Genomic DNA, 17,544 nt, shown 5'->3' with positions numbered 1-17,544 from the left:
TTTAGTAAAATGGTTTAACTCTGAGAAAGGCTTCGGCTTTATCACTCCTCAGGACGGTAGCAAAGATGTGTTTGTGCATTTTTCCGCTATCCAGAGCAACGATTATAAAACCTTAGACGAAGGCCAAAAAGTCGAGTTCTCCGTTGAGAACGGCGCGAAAGGCCCGTCTGCTGTTAACGTTATCGCGCTGTAATCGCCGATAATCTCACGAACGCTTACGATAGCGATGAAGGCCAGAGCCTGAGCAGATAAGTGATAGTGAATAAAAAACCCGCGAAAGCGGGTTTTTTCGTTTTTACATCCGGATTCACTACATCTGTGACACACGTCCGAGAAAACTATCCCAGTCTTTCCACACGGGCTGTAAACCCTGCGCACTGAGAGCTGCGGCAACATCTTCAGGGCGCCGATCATCATGCGGAGAAAACTGTTCCAGTTCCGGGTGATTGTCGGCATAGCCGCCGGGCTGCGTCTTTGAGAAGGCGCTGACGTTATTGATTGCTAGCGGAATGACGTGGTCGCGAAACCACGGTGATTCACGCGTGGAGAGCGACAGCTCGATGTCCGGCGCCAACAAGCGAAACGCACAAATGGTTTGTACCAGTTGACGCTCATCCATAATCGATGCCGGTTCAATACCTCCGGTACATGGGCGCAGGCGTGGGAACGAGATTGAATAACGGCTTTGCCAGTAATGTTGCTGCATCCATAGCAAATGCTCGGCTACCATATAGCAATCAACCCGCCAACTGTCAGACAAGCCAATCAGTGCCCCAAGGCCAATTTTGTCGATACCGGCGTGACCAAGTCGGTCCGGCGTTTCCAGCCGCCAAAAGAAGTCCTGCTTTTTTCCCTTCAGATGGTGCCGGGCATAAGTCGCCTCATGGTAGCTCTCCTGATACACCATCACACCGTCCAGACCGAGTATCTTTAGCTCAGCATATTCAGCAACTGACAGCGGTTGTACCTCCATCTGTAGCGAAGAAAACTGACGACGGATGGCGGGTAAATGGCGGCGAAAATAGTCCATGCCGACTTTCGCCTGATGCTCGCCGGTGACCAGCAACAGATGCTCAAAACCCAGCTCGCGGATCGCCGCACACTCCCGTTGAATCTCTGATTCATCCAAAGTTTTACGCTTGATGCGGTTGCTCATGGAGAATCCGCAGTAAGAGCAGTCGTTGGCGCACAGATTCGAAAGATACAGCGGTACGTAAAAGCTGACGGTATTACCAAAGCGTTGGCGGGTCAGCTTTTGCGCTCGCTGCGCCAGCGGCTCCAGATAATCGGCGGCGGCTGGCGAGAGCAGCGCCATCAGGTCATCACGACTCAGCTGTGCAGTGTTAAGTGCGCGCTCGACATCGGCGGCGGTTTTGCCGTTAATGCGCAGATGGATATCATCCCACTCCAGCTGTCGCCAGCGATCGCTGAAGGTTTTCATGCTGAGACCTCCAGAAATCCGGTCAATGGACTGGTGGCGCAAGCATTGGTACTTCGGCTTCCCGGAACGGCCTGACGTGCCAGAAGGCCCGCTTCAACCGCCAGCCGGAACGCCGTCGCCATCATTACCGGGTCGTCCGCTACGGCAATCGCCGTGTTGACCAACACCGCGTCGGCCCCCATTTCCAACGCCTGCGTGGCATGGCTGGGCACACCGATCCCGGCATCAACCACCACTGGGACGGTGGCCTGCTGAATAATGATCTCCAGCATGGCGCGGGTTTCCAGGCCCTGATTTGAGCCAATGGGCGCACCGAGCGGCATGACCGCCGCACAGCCCACTTCTTCCAGCCGCTTGCACAGCACCGGGTCCGCGCCGCAGTAGGGCAGCACCACGAAACCCTGCTTCACCAGCGCCTCGGCGGCTTTCAGCGTTTCGATAGGATCTGGTAACAGCCATCGAGCGTCAGGATGTATTTCTAATTTCAGCCAGTGCGTCCCCAGCGCTTCGCGCGCCAACTGCGCGGCAAAGATAGCTTCATCCGCCGTCTTCGCCCCTGAGGTATTCGGCAGCAGCGTTACCCCTGCCTCGACCAGTGGCACCAAAATGGCATCGTTGTGCTGGCGTAAATCCACGCGCTTCATTGCCAATGTCACCAGTTGGCTACCGGAGGCGCGAATGGCGTCGACCATCAGTTGCGATGAGGCAAATTTCCCCGTGCCGGTGAACAGATGTGAATCAAACGTTTTGTCGGCAATACGTAGCATATCAACCCCCTGCAATAACCTGAAAAAGCAGGATCTGGTCGCCTTCCTGCACGATTTGCTGTTCCCACTGCTCGCGCGGCAGGATCTGTTGATTCAGCGCCAGCGCTATCCCCGGCTTGAGCTGATTAAGCTCTGCCAGCAGCGCGCTGATATTTTGCCCCTCGGCACACTGTACTGGCTCATCATTGAATTGGATCTGCATGTTGCCCTCCGCATACCGGACAACCGCGGGCGCGGCGTAACGCCAGGCTACGCCACTGGCTGGTTTTACCATCGAACAGGCGTAATTCACCGCTTAGGGTTTCAATACCGCTGAGAAGTTTGATGGCTTCCAGCGCCTGCAGGGTACCCATGATGCCAACGACCGGACCGACAATGCCTGCGGTACGGCAGTTGCGTTCGGGCTCGATGTCATCCGGCCACAGACAGCGGTAGCAGCCCTGTTCCCACGGCGGCGTCAGCACCATCAATTGGCCACCAAAGCCAACAGCGCTGGCAGTGATAAGCGGTGTATTCAGGGCGACGCAGGCGGTATTGATCGCCTGACGCGTCGCCATATTGTCGGTGCAGTCGAGCACCACGTCAGCGCGCGCCACCGCGTGCCTGAGCGCATCGCCTTTCAGGCGCTGCTGTAGCGCGACCAGTTCGATATCCGGGTTGAGCCGTGTCAGTCGCTGTTGGGCCATCTGGGATTTTGACCGGGCGATATCATCAGTCGTGAACAGGATCTGGCGCTGAAGATTACTCAGATGCACGTCGTCGTCGTCCACCAGCGTCAATGTGCCTACTCCCGCACCCGCCAGATACAGCGCGGCAGGGGAGCCTAATCCGCCCAAGCCAACAATCAGCACGTGGCTGTTGAGCAGTGTCTGCTGGCCCTCTATCGCAATATCACCGAGTAAAATCTGGCGGCTATAGCGCATAAAATCGCGATCATTCATCGCCTGCTCCTGCAATTGAAAGCAGCTGTGACGTGGCGCCTCGCCAGTCAGCGGCCTGCGTGATGGCGCTGACCACCGCAATGCTGCCCACCCCGGTCGCCAGCACAGCCGGTGCCCGCGCGAGGCTGATACCGCCAATGGCGACAGTAGGGTAGTCAGCCAGTCGTTCGATATGTGTGGCGAGTTGTACCAATCCCTGTGGGGCAGATGGCATCTGCTTGGTTTGTGTCGGGAAGACGTGACCCAGTGCGATGTAAGAGGGGCGCGCGGCCAGCGCCACGTCAATCTCCATATCATCGTGGGTGGATACCCCAAGACGTAACCTTGCGGCCTGAATCGCCTTCAGGTCGGTGGTTTCAAGATCTTCCTGACCCAGATGTACCCCGTAAGCATGGTGTTTAATCGCCAGTCGCCAGTAGTCATTGATAAACAGACGGGCATTGTAGCGACGCCCCAGTTCAATAGCGGCAATCACGTCGGCTTCGACCTCTTCATCGCGTTTATCTTTGATTCGCAGTTGGATAGTACGTACGCCTGCATCAAGCAGGCGTTCAATCCACGCAATGCTGTCGACCACCGGGTACAGCCCGAGGCGGAAAGGGACCGTTGGGAAATTAGGCTGGTACATCATGCCTCCTCTTTTTTGAGGTAGATTTCACCGCCGTTGGCGCGGAAGTTCTCCGACATACCCGCCATCCCCACTTCGATGGTTTGTGCGGCAGCGTAGTCGCGCACTTCCTGGCTGATTTTCATCGAGCAGAATTTCGGCCCGCACATTGAGCAGAAGTGAGCGACTTTGCCGGACTCCTGTGGCAGGGTTTCATCGTGGTAGGCGCGGGCGGTGAACGGGTCGAGCGCCAGATTAAACTGGTCTTCCCAGCGGAATTCGAAGCGCGCTTTTGACATGGCGTTATCGCGGATCTGCGCACCCGGATGCCCTTTAGCTAAATCGGCGGCATGCGCGGCAATCTTGTAGGTAATCAACCCCTGCTTCACGTCTTCTTTGTTCGGCAGGCCGAGGTGCTCTTTTGGCGTGACGTAGCACAGCATCGCGCAGCCAAACCAGCCAATCATTGCCGCACCAATACCGGAGGTGAAGTGGTCATAGCCTGGGGCGATATCAGTCGTTAATGGCCCTAAAGTGTAGAACGGCGCTTCATGGCAGTGTTCCAGCTCTTCGGTCATGTTGCGCTTAATCATCTGCATCGGTACGTGGCCAGGGCCTTCAATCATCACCTGCACGTCATATTCCCAGGCAATTTTGGTCAGCTCGCCCAGCGTATGCAGCTCTGAGAACTGCGCTTCGTCGTTGGCATCTTGAATGGAACCCGGACGCAGGCCGTCGCCCAATGACAGGGAAACGTCATAGGCGGCACAGATTTCACAGATTTCGCGGAAGTGCTCGAACAGGAAGTTTTCTTTGTGATGGGAGAGGCACCATTTCGCCATGATGGAACCGCCGCGCGAGACAATTCCGGTCAGGCGTTTAGCGGTCATCGGCACATAGCGCAGCAGCACACCCGCGTGGATAGTGAAATAGTCGACACCCTGTTCGGCCTGCTCCAGCAGCGTATCGCGGAACGCTTCCCAGGTGAGATCTTCGGCGATCCCGTTGACCTTCTCCAGTGCCTGGTAGATCGGTACGGTGCCGATCGGCACCGGGCTGTTTCGCAGGATCCATTCGCGGGTTTCGTGAATATAGCGACCGGTGGACAGGTCCATCACCGTATCCGCCCCCCAGCGCGTGGACCACACCAGCTTTTCCACTTCTTCTTCGATGGAGGAAGTGACCGCTGAGTTACCGATGTTGGCATTGACCTTCACCAGGAAATTACGTCCGATGATCATCGGCTCTGATTCCGGGTGGTTGATGTTGGCGGGGATGATGGCGCGCCCGGCAGCGACTTCATCACGCACGAATTCCGCCGTGATATTTTCCGGCAGGCTGGCGCCAAAGCTCATGCCTGGATGCTGGTGGCGCAGCACTTCACTGCGAATGCGCTCGCGGCCCATATTTTCGCGGATAGCGATAAACTCCATCTCCGGAGTGACGATGCCCTGGCGCGCGTAGTGCAACTGGGTCACGCAGCGGCCGGTTTTGGCGCGCTTAGGCGTCAGCAAGCCGTTGAAACGCAGCTCGTCCAGGCCATCATCGGCCAGGCGCTCTTTGGTGTAGGCGGAGCTACGGTCGTCCAGCTCTTCGCTGTCATTACGTGCGGATATCCACGGCTGGCGCAGTTTTGCCAGACCCTGCTGGACGTTAATCGCCACATCAGGATCGCCATACGGGCCAGAGGTGTCATATACCGGCACGGCTTCGTTCTCTTCGTACTGCGGGGTATCTTTACTGCCGCCAATGAGCGTCGGGCTGAGCTGGATTTCACGCATAGGAATACGGATATCTGGCTGTGAACCAGCAATATAGATGCGTTTTGAGTTAGGAAAGGCGGTCCCTTCCAGGGTGTCGATAAAGTGTTGGGCCTGGGCGCGCTGTTCGCGGCGGGATGGTTTAGTAGTGGCAGACATAGCTCATTCCAAAAAGTAAGGATATGGCTTGTCAGACGACGGATGAAGCAAGAGGGAAGATCGCCCATGGGCGATACAACTGTAGATTTACTCTTGTTCCCTTCGCAGGTATTAGCCTGATCAGGTTCCGCGGATCCCGAATTAACGGTCTCAGCCTTTTCCACTCATGCTGATGTGGAAAATAAGCACTCCGACAAGATAATTCCCCCTCTGGCGAGGAGGAATGGTTGTAAACTACCTGTTACTCGCGCAAATCTCAAGCAGGGCGTTTGATCATTGCGCTGTCGTGTACCGCATCAAGCACCAGCATAATCAACTTATCTTCCAGCATAAACCGGGCCTCCAGCGCCTCGCCGATATCCGACAATGCCTGTTGAAATTCAAGGAAATTATCGTGGTCAATGGCGTTTTCCAGACTGGAATCATAGTCGTCCATAATCTGTTGTGTATTGGCTTCCAGAAGAGGCCAAATTTTTGTGGCTTTTAAAAGCTGCCCGTTCCCTTCCAATTTATGCAGAATACGTTCATAAATACTGAAGTGTCCGGTGGAGAGGTAGTCGACCAGGCTCTGACAAAAATCATCCAGCGCTTTTTCATTGAGCCGCATGTACGATTCTTTGCCAGGCTTAATGCCAACCAGATTGTAGTAAGCCACGAGCAGGTGCTTACGTACATGTAGCCAGCGATCAACCAGTTTATTACTTCCTCCGACGTGTTCCGTCAGGCTTTCCAGCTGGTTTAGCATGATTGACTCCGCAAGGTGGTGTTGAAAAACGGCTCACCGATAAATGTAAAAATAATGTAAACAACATGCCTGTGAAGCAAAGGTTGCGCAAGAGATATGGATCGTATTATTGAAAAATTAGACAGCGGCTGGTGGATCGTCAGTCATGAACAAAAATTGTGGTTGCCTCACGGAGAGCTGCCACATGGTGACGCGGCTGGTTTTGATCTGCTGGGTCAGCGCGGGTTGCCGATAGGCGAGTGGGAAGGTGAAACCGTCTGGCTGGTGCAGCAGCAGCGTCGCCACGATATGGGCTCAGTGCGCCAGATCCTCGATCAGGATGTGGGACTGTTTCAACTGGTCGGACGCGGCGTGCAGTTGGCTGAGTTTTTCCGTTCGCATAAATTCTGCGGTTATTGTGGCCATCCGATGCACCCAAGCAAAACCGAATGGGCAATGCTGTGTAGCCACTGCCGTGAACGTTATTATCCGCAAATTGCCCCCTGCATTATTGTCGCCATCCGTCGTGAAGACTCCCTGCTGCTGGCTCAGCATGTTCGCCACCGCAACGGCGTGCATACCGTGCTGGCCGGTTTTGTTGAAGTGGGGGAGACGTTAGAACAAGCGGTAGCGCGAGAAGTGATGGAAGAAAGCGGCATTAAGGTGAAAAACCTGCGCTACGTTACCTCCCAGCCCTGGCCGTTTCCGCAGTCTTTGATGACCGCGTTTATGGCGGAATATGATAGCGGGGAGATCGTCATCGACCCGAAAGAACTGCTGGAAGCGAACTGGTATCGCTACGATGACTTACCGCTACTTCCCCCGCCGGGTACCGTCGCGCGTCGACTGATCGAAGATACCGTGGCGATGTGTCGGGCTGAGTACGAGTAAAGAACGAGTAATGATACACTGACGGCCTGACGCTAAAAGGAAGATAAAAATGACCGAACTGAAGAACGATCGTTACCTGCGTGCGCTGCTGCGCCAGCCTGTTGATGTTACTCCGGTATGGATGATGCGCCAGGCGGGCCGCTATTTACCGGAGTACAAAGCCACTCGTGCGCAAGCGGGCGATTTCATGGCGCTGTGCAAAAACGCCGAGCTGGCCTGCGAAGTGACGCTACAACCGCTGCGCAGGTATAAACTTGATGCGGCGATCCTCTTTTCGGACATTTTGACCATCCCGGATGCGATGGGACTTGGGCTGTACTTTGAAGCTGGCGAAGGCCCACGCTTTACCTCTCCCATCACCTGCAAGGCCGATGTGGATAAGCTGCCGATCCCGGACCCGGAAGGGGAACTGGGCTACGTGATGAACGCGGTACGTACTATTCGCCGCGAGCTGAAGGGCGACGTGCCGCTGATTGGTTTCTCTGGCAGTCCGTGGACGCTGGCGACTTACATGGTGGAAGGCGGCAGCAGCAAAGCCTTCACCGTGATTAAAAAGATGATGTACGCCGATCCAACGTCGCTGCATCTGCTGCTCGATAAGCTGGCGAAAAGCGTCACGCTATACCTGAATGCGCAGATCAAAGCCGGCGCGCAGTCGGTGATGATTTTCGACACCTGGGGCGGCGTGCTGACCGGTCGCGACTATCAGCAGTTCTCTCTCTATTACATGCACAAAATTGTCGATGGTCTGCTGCGTGAAAACGACGGCCGCCGCGTGCCGGTCACCTTGTTCACCAAAGGCGGCGGACAGTGGCTGGAAGCGATGGCGGAAACTGGATGTGATGCGCTGGGTCTCGACTGGACGACAGATATTGCCGATGCGCGTCGTCGTGTCGGTCATAAAGTGGCGTTACAGGGCAATATGGACCCGTCCATGCTCTACGCACCGGCACCGCGTATCGAAGAAGAAGTCGCCACGATACTGGCGGGCTTCGGTCAAGGGGAAGGCCACGTCTTTAACCTGGGCCACGGTATCCACCAGGATGTGCCGCCGGAACATGCCGGGGTGTTTGTGGAGGCGGTACATCGCTTGTCTGAGCAGTACCACCGCTAAGGAGTCACGATGGATCTCGCGTCGCTACGCGCCCAACAGCTTGAACTGGCCTCTGCGGTGATCCGTGAAGATCGCTTTAAAAGCGATCAGCCGGATCTGATCGCCGGGGCAGATGTCGGGTTTGAGCAGGGCGGAGAGGTGACGCGAGCCGCCATCGTGCTACTGAAGTATCCTTCTCTTGAGCTGGTTGAATATAAGGTGGCGCGTATCGCCACCACCATGCCGTATATCCCCGGTTTTCTCTCTTTTCGCGAATATCCTGCGCTGCTGGCTGCCTGGGAACAATTATCGCAGAAGCCTGACTTAGTGTTCGTTGATGGTCACGGTATTTCCCACCCGCGTCGTCTTGGCGTTGCCAGCCATTTTGGTCTGCTGGTGGATGTCCCGACGATTGGCGTGGCGAAAAAACGGCTGTGCGGCAAGTTTGACCCCTTATCTGCTGAACCCGGGGCGCTAGCGCCACTGTTGGATAAAGGCGAGCAGCTGGCGTGGGTCTGGCGCAGCAAAGCACGCTGTAATCCACTGTTTATCTCTACCGGACATCGCGTGGGCATGGATAGCGCGCTGGCGTGGGTGCAGCGTTGTATGAACGGCTATCGCCTGCCGGAACCGACACGCTGGGCGGATGCGGTGGCATCGGAACGCCCTGCTTTTACGCGGCTTGCAGCAAAAACGCCCCATATCGGGTAAACTGCGACTAATTTCCGTATTCGAGAACTCATCATGTTACAAAACCCGATTCATCTGCGTCTGGAGAAGCTGGAAAGCTGGCAGCACGTCACCTTTATGGCCTGCCTGTGTGAGCGCATGTACCCAAACTACGCCATGTTCTGCAAGCAAACGGAGTTTGGTGATGGGCAGATTTACCGCCGAATCCTGGATTTAGTCTGGGAAGTGCTGACCGTCAAGGATGCGAAAATCAATTTTGACAGCCAGCTGGAGAAGTTTGAAGAGGCTATTCCGTCCGCAGACGACTACGATCTGTACGGCGTTTATCCGGCGATTGACGCCTGTGTTGCCCTGAGCGAAGTCATGCATTCTCGTCTGAGCGGTGAAACGCTGGAACACGCGATTGAAGTCAGTAAGGCTTCGATTACCAGCGTCGCGATGCTGGAAATGACGCAAGCGGGTCGCGAAATGACCGATGAAGAGCTGAAAGAGAACCCTGCCGTTGAGCAAGAATGGGATATTCAGTGGGAAATATTCCGACTTTTAGCCGATTGCGAAGAACGCGATCTTGAGCTGATAAAAGGGCTGCGTGCAGACCTGCGCGAGGCTGGTGAGAGCAATATTGGTATAATTTTTCAGCAATGACACCACAAAACGTGATTTAACGCCTGATTTGTCGTGCCTGAAGGCTTCCCATCCGCCCCCCGTCTGGTCTACATTTGGGGGGCGAAGAAAAGTGGCTATCGGTGCGTGTATGCAGGAGAGTGCTTTTCTGGCATTTCCGTCGCACTCGATGCTTAGCAAGCGATAAACACATTGTAAGGATAACTTATGAACAAGACTCAACTGATTGATGTAATTGCAGACAAAGCAGAACTGTCCAAAACACAGGCTAAAGCTGCTCTGGAATCCACTCTGGCTGCTATTACTGAGTCTCTGAAAGAAGGCGATGCTGTACAACTGGTTGGTTTCGGTACCTTCAAAGTGAACCACCGCGCTGAGCGTACTGGCCGCAACCCGCAGACCGGTCAAGAAATCAAAATCGCCGCAGCTAACGTACCGGCATTTGTTTCTGGTAAAGCACTGAAAGACGCGGTTAAGTAATTCGCGTGGCAGTGAACAGTTTTAACGAGGGGGCGGTTTCGCCCCTTTTGTCCATCTGGCGTCATACGCTTTGGCTTTCAGGTGTTCTGTTGCTGTCTGCCTGCAGTCGCCACTCTGAGCTTCCTCCGTTCACGGCCAGCGGTTATGTTGGCGATCACGGAGCGGTACGCGTTTGGCGTAAAGATTCCAACGATGATGTGCATCTGCTCTCCGTTTTTAGTCCGTGGCGAAGCGGCGACACAACCACCAGTGAGTACCGCTGGCAGGGTGACACCCTCTCTCTGATAGAACTCAACGTATACAGCCAACCGCCGGAGCATGTTCGCATCCGTTTCGACGATCGGGGTGAACTGAGTTTTATGCAGCGTGAAGTCGATGGACAAAAGCAGCAGCTTTCCAGCGATCAAATTGCGCTCTACCGCTACCGTGCCGATCAAACCCGTCAGACCAGCGATGCGCTGCGCCAGGGGCGTGTGGTATTACGGCAGGGGCGTTGGCATGCCGCCGAACGCACGGTCACTACGTGTGAAGGCGAGACGATCAAACCTGATTTAGATTCATGGGCGATAAACCATATCGAGCGCCGCCAGAGCCGCTCGTCGGTCGACGTGAGCGTGGCATGGCTGGAAGCGCCTGAGGGATCTCAGCTGTTGCTGGTCGCGAATTCTGATTTCTGTCGTTGGCAGCCAAAAGATAAAACATTTTAACGCCGGATGGCGACGCGAAAGCGTCTTATCCGGCTTACGGTATCCATCTGTAGGCCTGATTAGCGTAGCGCCATCAGGCATTAAGTTCTTTACCAGTGGCCCATACCCATATGACCCCCGCCACGATGGTAACTGCCGCCACCGCAACCCATGCCGGCTCCGCGAGGCACACCCGCCTCCGCCATGGCGACATCCCGTTTCACCCGTTGCTCATCCAGCGCTTGATTCAGAGATTCTATCTCTTTTGCGACGGCATTAATTTTTGCGCTGTCCAGCGGGCTGGCGGTGAGCAACGCGTTGTACTCATAACGTTTGGACGTCAACTGCTGGCGCAATGCGCGGGTCTGCGTGTAGTAATCATCAGCGATTTTCTGGGCTGCGGCCTGCTGCTCGGTGGTCATTGGCGTACCACCCTGTTGCCACATTCCCTCACCATTGCCCCAGTGATGTTGCGCCAGTGCCGGGGTGGAACCCAGAGCCATCAGCGAGAGGACCATTAGCGCCAGTTTATTATTCCGTTTCATCGTTCGTTCTCCTGTTGGTTAGCTTACTTTCTCTTTTGCATCTTCCGTGCCAACCTGGACGTCCTTGTGCTGCGGGGATCGCGCGGCTGCCGCCCGGGCGTAAGCGAGTAAAAATGACTCGCCAGAACAGCCCGGTGGGTCATTTTTACCCACCCGTTGTGAGGGTTTGTGCCTGAGAACAGGGTTATCAGGGTGAAAAGATGGCATGATTTCTGCTGTATACCTGAAATGAAGAAAGGAACGGCGGGAAAGGGAGAACGTATGCGTCTTGATAAGGATACGGCAGCAAAGTGGCTGAGCCGGTTATTACCGGCGGCGATCCTGATTTTGGTGGGGTGGTTTTCCATCATGACCATTCGGGACTACGGCCGGGAAAGTGATGCCGCTCGACAAACGTTACTGGAAAAGGGAAGCGTGCTGATCCGCGCCCTTGAGTCCGGTACGCGTGTGGGCATGGGAATGCGTATGCATCATGCGCAGCAACAAACGCTGCTGGAGCAAATGGCGGTACAGCCGGGCGTACTCTGGTTTGCCGTTGTCGATGAGCATGGCGTGATTATCACCCACAGTGATTCCTCTATGGTTGGTAAATCCCTCTACTCGCCGGATGTCCTGCGTCAGTTAAATCCTGGGGAACAAGAACGCTGGCGAAATATCGACTCATCGCCCGATGGGCATGATCAAATACCAGCCCTGGAAATTTATCGCCAGTTCCAGCCGTTGTATGGGGCCGGGAGGCACGGTATGGCACGCTGCTCCGGTAATGACGATCATGCGAATACGCCCACGCAAACCATCTTTATCGCTTTTGATGCCAGCGACCTGGCCGCGACTCAGGCCAGAGAGTGGCGTAATACGCTGATCGTTCTGTCTGCTCTGGCGGCGGTGCTGCTGGCTACCGTGCTGACGTTTTTCTGGTACCAACGCTATCAGCGTTCTTATAAAGAGCTACAGGACGCGATGAAGCGCAAAGAAAAGCTGATGGCGCTCGGACATCTGGCGGCGGGAGTCGCGCATGAAATCCGTAATCCACTGTCATCCATCAAGGGGTTAGCGAAATATTTTGCCGAACGCACTCCGGCGGGGGGAGAGTCGCATGAACTGGCGCAGGTGATGGCGAAAGAGGCCGATCGCTTAAATCGGGTGGTGAGTGAATTGCTGGAGCTGGTGAAGCCCGCGCACCTGACGCTGCAGCGGGTCGATCTTAATGAAGTCATCACCCACTCGCTGCATTTGGTTAGCCAGGATGCTCAGAGCCGGGAAATTCAACTGCAGTTTACGCCGAATGCTGCGTTACCCGCTATTCAAGCCGATCCCGACCGACTCACGCAGGTCCTGCTGAATTTATACCTCAACGCCATTCATGCTATCGGGCATCAGGGGACGGTTACGGTTTCAGCGAGTGAAAGTGGCGCCGATCGGGTTAAAATTAGGGTTACCGACAGCGGAAAGGGAATTGCGCCCGACCAGCTGGAGGCTATTTTTACTCCTTACTTTACGACGAAGGCAGACGGTACCGGGCTGGGACTGGCGGTGGTGCAAAACATCATTGAGCAGCACGGCGGAACCATTCAGGTGACCAGCGTGGAGGGTAGAGGCACCGTCTTTACTCTCTGGCTGCCGATCAATGCGAAACCACAGGATTGACAAGGATGACACACGGAAAAATCGATATTCTGGTTGTGGACGATGACGTCAGCCACTGCACTATTCTACAAGCGCTGCTGCGTGGCTGGGGCTATGACGTTGCGCTTGCCTATAGCGGACGAGAGGCGCTGGCGCAGGTGCGTGAACACGTCTTTGATCTGGTATTGTGCGATGTGCGTATGGCGGAGATGGACGGCATTGAAACGCTGAAAGAGATCAAAGCCCTGAATCCGGCGATTCCGGTCTTGATTATGACCGCTTTTTCTAGCGTGGAGACCGCGGTGGAAGCGTTAAAAACCGGGGCGCTGGATTACTTAATCAAACCACTGGATTTTGACAGTCTGCAGCACACGCTGGAAAAGGCGCTGGCGCATACCCGGGCGACCGGCGTCGACCCCGTAGCAGCCCCGGCAGCGCAGTTTGGCATGATTGGCAACAGTCCGGCGATGCAGCACCTGCTTAACGAAATTGCGATGGTTGCGCCGTCGGATGCGACGGTGCTTATTCACGGAGACTCCGGAACGGGCAAAGAACTGGTCGCCCGGGCGCTTCACGCCAGCAGTGCGCGCAGTGATAAACCACTGGTGACGCTCAACTGCGCGGCGCTGAATGAATCTCTGCTGGAATCTGAACTGTTCGGCCATGAAAAAGGCGCGTTTACCGGTGCCGATAAACGCCGGGAAGGGCGCTTTGTGGAAGCCGACGGCGGTACGCTGTTTCTTGATGAGATTGGCGATATCTCGCCGCTGATGCAGGTGCGCCTGCTGCGGGCAATTCAGGAGCGTGAAGTTCAGCGCGTAGGCAGTAATCAGACTATTGCTGTGGATGTCCGGCTGATTGCCGCCACCCATCGCGATCTAGCACAAGAGGTCAACGCCGGACGTTTTCGCCAGGATCTCTACTATCGCCTGAACGTCGTCACTATCGAGATGCCCGCATTACGTCAACGCCGGGAAGATATTCCGCTGCTGGCCGGGCATTTTCTCCAGCGCTTTGCTGAGCGTAACCGCAAAGCGGTGAAAGGTTTTACCCCGCAGGCAATGGATCTGCTGATCCATTACGACTGGCCGGGAAACATTCGTGAGCTGGAAAATGCGATTGAGCGTGCGGTGGTTCTGCTGACGGGAGAATACATTTCTGAACGCGAGCTGCCGTTGGCGATTGCCGCGACGCCAATAAAAGCAGAGAACAGTCCGGAGATCCAACCGCTGGTGGATGTTGAAAAAGAGGTGATTCTGGCAGCACTGGAAAAAACGGGCGGCAACAAAACTGAAGCCGCCCGTCAGTTAGGCATCACGCGCAAAACGCTATTGGCGAAAATTTCGCGTTAGCGCTGCTCGCGTTCGATGGCGCGCCAGCCGATATCGTTACGGCTAAAGCTGCCTTCCCAGCGGATGTCGGCCATTAACGCGTAAGCGCGCTTCTGCGCTTCTGCAACGGTATGACCCAGTGCGGTTGCGCACAGGACGCGGCCCCCATTGGTCAATACCGTGTCGTCGGCGGCGAGTTTCGTGCCGGCGTGGAACACTTTGCCGTCAGCGGCTTCTTCCAGCGGCAGGCCGTGGATCGCGTCTCCGGTACGGTAGTCGCCCGGATAACCCCCGGCGGCGATTACCACGCCCAGCGAGGCGCGCTCGTCCCACTCGGAGGTTTTTTCGTCCAGCTTACCGTCGCAGGCGGCGAGACACAGATCCACCAGGTCCGACTTCATGCGCAGCATGATCGGCTGGGTTTCCGGGTCGCCGAAGCGGCAGTTAAACTCGATAACCTTCGGGTTGCCCTGTTTGTCGATCATCAGGCCTGCGTACAGGAAACCGGTGTAGGTGTTACCTTCCGCCGCCATGCCTTTTACGGTTGGCCAGATGATGCGTTCCATGGTGCGCTGGTGAACGTCATCAGTTACAACAGGCGCAGGAGAGTATGCACCCATCCCGCCGGTGTTCGGACCGGTATCGCCATTGCCCACACGTTTGTGGTCCTGACTGGTAGCCATCGGCAGGACATGCTCGCCGTCGACCATCACGATAAAGCTTGCCTCTTCGCCGTCGAGGAACTCCTCGATCACAATGCGGTGGCCCGCGTCGCCAAACGCGTTGCCTGCCAGCATGTCGTGCACGGCGGCTTCAGCTTCTTCAAGCGTCATCGCCACGATAACGCCTTTACCGGCAGCCAGACCGTCGGCTTTAATGACGATCGGCGCGCCTTTCTCACGCAGATAGGCCAGCGCGGGCTCCACTTCAGTGAAGTTCTGGTATTCCGCCGTGGGAATATTATGGCGCGCGAGGAAATCTTTGGTGAACGCTTTAGAACCTTCCAACTGCGCAGCACCTTCGGTTGGGCCGAAGATTTTCAGACCGGCGGCACGGAAGGCATCGACCACGCCAATCACCAGCGGTGCCTCCGGACCAACGATGGTGAGATCGATCTTCTCGTTCTGGGCAAAGCTCAGCAGTGCCGGAATGTCGGTTACACCGATAGCCACGTTTTGCAGCGTCGGTTCCAGTGCGGTACCCGCATTGCCCGGTGCGACATAAACGGTTGAAACCAGCGGTGACTGGGCTGCTTTCCAGGCCAGCGCGTGTTCGCGCCCGCCGTTGCCAATTACTAATACTTTCATCGTCTGCTCCGTGGATTAATGGCGGAAGTGGCGCATGTCGGTAAAGATCATCGCAATACCGTGTTCGTCGGCAGCGGCAATCACCTCGTCATCACGAATGGAACCGCCTGGCTGGATAACACAGCTCACACCAACGGCTGCTGCGGCATCAATCCCGTCGCGGAACGGGAAGAAGGCGTCAGACGCCATTGCCGAACCTTTGACTTCCAGACCTTCGTCGGTGGCTTTAATCCCGGCGATCTTCGCGGAATAAACGCGGCTCATCTGACCTGCGCCTATGCCGATGGTCATGTTCTCTTTGGCGTAGACAATGGCGTTGGATTTCACGAACTTCGCGACTTTCCAGCAGAACAGCGCATCACGCAGTTCCTGCTCAGTAGGTTGACGTTTGGACACTACGCGCAGTTCACCCTCGGTGACCATACCCAGGTCACGATCCTGAACCAGCAGTCCGCCGTTCACGCGTTTGAAATCCAGGCCCGCAACACGCTCAGCCCACTGACCGCAGGTCAGGACGCGAACGTTCTGCTTAGCCGCCGTAATCTTCAGCGCTTCCTCAGTTGCTGACGGGGCGATGATCACCTCAACAAACTGGCGGGAGATAATGGCCTGTGCCGTTTCAGCATCCAGTTCGCGGTTAAAAGCGATGATGCCGCCGAACGCGGAGGTTGGATCGGTTTTGTACGCGCGGTCATAGGCATCAAGAATAGAGGAGCTGACTGCCACGCCGCACGGATTGGCATGCTTAACGATAACGCAGGCTGGATCGTTGAACTCTTTCACGCACTCGAGCGCGGCGTCGGTATCGGCGATGTTGTTATAAGAGAGCGCTTTGCCCTGTACCTGCGTTGCGGTGGCAACGGACGCCTCTTTAACATTCTCTTCTATATAGAAGGCCGCCTGCTGGTGGCTGTTTTCGCCGTAGCGCATATCCTGCTTCTTAATGAAGTTCAGGTTAAGAGTACGCGGGAAGCGACCTGCAGCGTCTTTGCTTTCACCGTGATAGGCCGGGACCATGCTGCCGAAGTAGTTGGCAATCATGCTGTCGTAGGCGGCGGTGTGTTCGAACGCTTTAATGGCGAGATCGAAACGGGTGTCGAGGGTCAGAGAACCTTCGTTGGCATCCATCTCTTCAATAATGGCATCGTAGTCATTGCTCTTTACTACGATAGCCACATCTTTATGGTTCTTGGCGGCCGAGCGCACCATGGTTGGGCCGCCGATATCGATATTCTCTACCGCATCTTCCAGCGAGCAGCCAACGCGAGCCACGGTCTCGGCGAACGGGTACAGGTTAACAACCACCATATCGATAGGGTCGATACCGTGTTGTTCCATTATTCCGTCATCCTGACCGCGACGGCCAAGAATGCCGCCGTGTACTTTTGGATGCAGGGTCTTCACGCGTCCATCCATCATTTCCGGGAAACCGGTGTAATCGGAAACTTCGGTCACTGGCAGACCTTTCTCTGCTAACAGGCGCGCAGTGCCACCTGTAGACAGCAGCTCCACACCGCGTGCGGAAAGTGCCTGAGCGAATTCGATAATACCTGCTTTGTCAGAAACACTGAGCAGAGCGCGGCGGACTGGACGACGTTGTTGCATGGTAAATCCCCTGGATTTGACTATAACAGAGAGCGTTAGCTGAGTTTTTGCGTAAAAACTCAGCTAACGCCCCTTACGGGGCATCCTTGTTTTGCCGCAGCATTGTAACGAAAACGTTTGCGCAACGCTCGCGAATTTTTCTTTTTCAATGTTGACCCTTATTTCGAGAGCTTAAAACCGTATATAGGTAGACAGGATCGCCGAAATGATGGGGATGTTTGTGGATAACTCTGTGTGCAAATAGGTATAAGGCGGGGTTTTGCTGTG

General features: G+C 55.6%; 19 protein-coding genes and 1 riboswitch. Of the genes, 9 read left to right on the top strand and 10 right to left on the bottom strand.

From position 1 onward, the window contains the following. Positions 1–193, top strand: a 193-nt coding sequence (locus FDW95_RS20655; RefSeq protein ID WP_137363600.1) for a cold-shock protein, incomplete at its 5' end; no start/stop codon positions are given. Between the two features lie 117 nt (positions 194–310). Here FDW95_RS20655 and thiH read toward each other — a convergent pair. The 7 genes from thiH to rsd all read right to left on the bottom strand — a co-directional run bounded on the left by thiH (position 311) and on the right by rsd (position 6,420). After that, a complete protein-coding gene (gene thiH / locus FDW95_RS20650) occupies positions 311–1,441 on the bottom strand; it encodes a 2-iminoacetate synthase ThiH (RefSeq protein ID WP_115259737.1) in 1,131 nt (376 codons plus the stop codon). Further along, positions 1,438–2,208 (bottom strand): thiazole synthase, encoded by a 771-nt coding sequence (gene thiG / locus FDW95_RS20645; protein ID WP_115259736.1) that lies wholly within the window; start codon positions 2,206–2,208, stop codon positions 1,438–1,440. Before thiG ends, thiH begins: the two co-directional genes overlap by 4 nt. A gap of 1 nt (position 2,209) precedes the next feature. Then, entirely contained in the window at positions 2,210–2,410 is a 201-nt protein-coding gene (gene thiS / locus FDW95_RS20640; RefSeq protein ID WP_096758776.1) for a sulfur carrier protein ThiS, read from the bottom strand. Beyond that, positions 2,391–3,149 carry a HesA/MoeB/ThiF family protein gene (locus tag FDW95_RS20635; protein ID WP_115259735.1) on the bottom strand — a complete coding sequence of 253 codons (759 nt, stop codon included), beginning with the start codon at positions 3,147–3,149 and terminating at the stop codon, positions 2,391–2,393. Before FDW95_RS20635 ends, thiS begins: the two co-directional genes overlap by 20 nt. Then, the gene (thiE, locus tag FDW95_RS20630) at positions 3,142–3,777 is read right to left on the bottom strand and encodes a thiamine phosphate synthase (protein ID WP_115259734.1); all 636 of its coding nucleotides are present in this window, start codon (positions 3,775–3,777) and stop codon (positions 3,142–3,144) included. The genes FDW95_RS20635 and thiE overlap by 8 nt, the downstream gene beginning before the upstream one ends. Beyond that, positions 3,777–5,675, bottom strand: coding sequence for a phosphomethylpyrimidine synthase ThiC (thiC, locus tag FDW95_RS20625; protein ID WP_115259733.1), 1,899 nt, complete (start codon positions 5,673–5,675; stop codon positions 3,777–3,779). Before thiC ends, thiE begins: the two co-directional genes overlap by 1 nt. An 80-nt stretch (positions 5,676–5,755) precedes the next feature. Continuing rightward, positions 5,756–5,878, bottom strand: a riboswitch (TPP riboswitch). Positions 5,879–5,931: 53 nt separating this feature from the next. Further along, positions 5,932–6,420 (bottom strand): sigma D regulator, encoded by a 489-nt coding sequence (gene rsd, locus FDW95_RS20620; protein ID WP_096758772.1) that lies wholly within the window; start codon positions 6,418–6,420, stop codon positions 5,932–5,934. 96 nt (positions 6,421–6,516) lie between these two features. On the opposite strand from rsd, the gene nudC reads away from it, so the two are divergent. The 6 genes from nudC (at position 6,517) to FDW95_RS20590 (ending at position 10,884) form a co-directional block, all read left to right on the top strand. Beyond that, positions 6,517–7,290, top strand: coding sequence for an NAD(+) diphosphatase (nudC, locus tag FDW95_RS20615; protein ID WP_115259732.1), 774 nt, complete (start codon positions 6,517–6,519; stop codon positions 7,288–7,290). 49 nt (positions 7,291–7,339) lie between these two features. Then, complete coding sequence (gene hemE / locus FDW95_RS20610; RefSeq protein ID WP_096758770.1) at positions 7,340–8,404, top strand: uroporphyrinogen decarboxylase; 1,065 nt, start codon at positions 7,340–7,342, stop codon at positions 8,402–8,404. 9 nt (positions 8,405–8,413) lie between these two features. Continuing rightward, positions 8,414–9,094 carry a deoxyribonuclease V gene (gene nfi / locus FDW95_RS20605; protein ID WP_115259731.1) on the top strand — a complete coding sequence of 227 codons (681 nt, stop codon included), beginning with the start codon at positions 8,414–8,416 and terminating at the stop codon, positions 9,092–9,094. A 33-nt stretch (positions 9,095–9,127) separates the two neighbouring features. Beyond that, complete coding sequence (locus tag FDW95_RS20600; RefSeq protein ID WP_096758768.1) at positions 9,128–9,718, top strand: YjaG family protein; 591 nt, start codon at positions 9,128–9,130, stop codon at positions 9,716–9,718. Positions 9,719–9,904: 186 nt separating this feature from the next. Beyond that, on the top strand, positions 9,905–10,177 hold the full coding sequence (hupA, locus tag FDW95_RS20595) for a nucleoid-associated protein HU-alpha (protein ID WP_096758767.1): 273 nt from the start codon (positions 9,905–9,907) through the stop codon (positions 10,175–10,177). Between the two features lie 11 nt (positions 10,178–10,188). Continuing rightward, on the top strand, positions 10,189–10,884 hold the full coding sequence (locus FDW95_RS20590) for a DUF1481 domain-containing protein (RefSeq protein ID WP_096759484.1): 696 nt from the start codon (positions 10,189–10,191) through the stop codon (positions 10,882–10,884). 89 nt (positions 10,885–10,973) lie between these two features. Here FDW95_RS20590 and zraP read toward each other — a convergent pair whose 3' ends face one another. After that, positions 10,974–11,408, bottom strand: coding sequence for a zinc resistance sensor/chaperone ZraP (gene zraP, locus FDW95_RS20585; protein ID WP_096758766.1), 435 nt, complete (start codon positions 11,406–11,408; stop codon positions 10,974–10,976). A 261-nt stretch (positions 11,409–11,669) separates the two neighbouring features. Here zraP and zraS point away from each other — a divergent pair, with 261 nt between their 5' ends. Both zraS and zraR read left to right on the top strand, forming a co-directional pair. Then, positions 11,670–13,055, top strand: coding sequence for a two-component system sensor histidine kinase ZraS (zraS, locus tag FDW95_RS20580; RefSeq protein ID WP_096758765.1), 1,386 nt, complete (start codon positions 11,670–11,672; stop codon positions 13,053–13,055). Between the two features lie 5 nt (positions 13,056–13,060). Then, complete coding sequence (zraR, locus tag FDW95_RS20575) at positions 13,061–14,386, top strand: sigma-54-dependent response regulator transcription factor ZraR (protein WP_115259730.1); 1,326 nt, start codon at positions 13,061–13,063, stop codon at positions 14,384–14,386. Here the strand turns inward: zraR and purD are convergent. Continuing rightward, on the bottom strand, positions 14,383–15,672 hold the full coding sequence (purD, locus tag FDW95_RS20570) for a phosphoribosylamine--glycine ligase (protein ID WP_115259729.1): 1,290 nt from the start codon (positions 15,670–15,672) through the stop codon (positions 14,383–14,385). The genes zraR and purD overlap by 4 nt on opposite strands. Positions 15,673–15,687: 15 nt before the next feature. Next, complete coding sequence (gene purH / locus FDW95_RS20565; protein WP_115259728.1) at positions 15,688–17,277, bottom strand: bifunctional phosphoribosylaminoimidazolecarboxamide formyltransferase/IMP cyclohydrolase; 1,590 nt, start codon at positions 17,275–17,277, stop codon at positions 15,688–15,690. Between the last annotated feature and the right edge of the window lie 267 nt (positions 17,278–17,544).

The organism is Citrobacter sp. wls718 (assembly GCF_005280945.1).
Classification (GTDB): domain Bacteria; phylum Pseudomonadota; class Gammaproteobacteria; order Enterobacterales; family Enterobacteriaceae; genus Citrobacter; species Citrobacter gillenii.
This window is presented reverse-complemented; position numbering and strand designations above follow the sequence as displayed.

Bases quoted from the DNA above. Each gene is read 5' to 3' on its own strand.
- hemE (WP_096758770.1), top strand. From the start codon at position 7,340: ATGACCGAACTGAAGAACGATCGTTACCTGCGTGCGCTGCTGCGCCAG.
- purD (WP_115259729.1), bottom strand. From the start codon at position 15,672: ATGAAAGTATTAGTAATTGGCAACGGCGGGCGCGAACACGCGCTGGCC.
- nfi (WP_115259731.1), top strand. From the start codon at position 8,414: ATGGATCTCGCGTCGCTACGCGCCCAACAGCTTGAACTGGCCTCTGCG.
- thiS (WP_096758776.1), bottom strand. From the start codon at position 2,410: ATGCAGATCCAATTCAATGATGAGCCAGTACAGTGTGCCGAGGGGCAA.
- thiG (WP_115259736.1), bottom strand. From the start codon at position 2,208: ATGCTACGTATTGCCGACAAAACGTTTGATTCACATCTGTTCACCGGC.
- rsd (WP_096758772.1), bottom strand. From the start codon at position 6,420: ATGCTAAACCAGCTGGAAAGCCTGACGGAACACGTCGGAGGAAGTAAT.
- nudC (WP_115259732.1), top strand. From the start codon at position 6,517: ATGGATCGTATTATTGAAAAATTAGACAGCGGCTGGTGGATCGTCAGT.
- zraR (WP_115259730.1), top strand. From the start codon at position 13,061: ATGACACACGGAAAAATCGATATTCTGGTTGTGGACGATGACGTCAGC.
- thiC (WP_115259733.1), bottom strand. From the start codon at position 5,675: ATGTCTGCCACTACTAAACCATCCCGCCGCGAACAGCGCGCCCAGGCC.
- hupA (WP_096758767.1), top strand. From the start codon at position 9,905: ATGAACAAGACTCAACTGATTGATGTAATTGCAGACAAAGCAGAACTG.
- purH (WP_115259728.1), bottom strand. From the start codon at position 17,277: ATGCAACAACGTCGTCCAGTCCGCCGCGCTCTGCTCAGTGTTTCTGAC.
- thiH (WP_115259737.1), bottom strand. From the start codon at position 1,441: ATGAAAACCTTCAGCGATCGCTGGCGACAGCTGGAGTGGGATGATATC.
- FDW95_RS20635 (WP_115259735.1), bottom strand. From the start codon at position 3,149: ATGAATGATCGCGATTTTATGCGCTATAGCCGCCAGATTTTACTCGGT.
- thiE (WP_115259734.1), bottom strand. From the start codon at position 3,777: ATGTACCAGCCTAATTTCCCAACGGTCCCTTTCCGCCTCGGGCTGTAC.
- zraP (WP_096758766.1), bottom strand. From the start codon at position 11,408: ATGAAACGGAATAATAAACTGGCGCTAATGGTCCTCTCGCTGATGGCT.
- FDW95_RS20600 (WP_096758768.1), top strand. From the start codon at position 9,128: ATGTTACAAAACCCGATTCATCTGCGTCTGGAGAAGCTGGAAAGCTGG.
- zraS (WP_096758765.1), top strand. From the start codon at position 11,670: ATGCGTCTTGATAAGGATACGGCAGCAAAGTGGCTGAGCCGGTTATTA.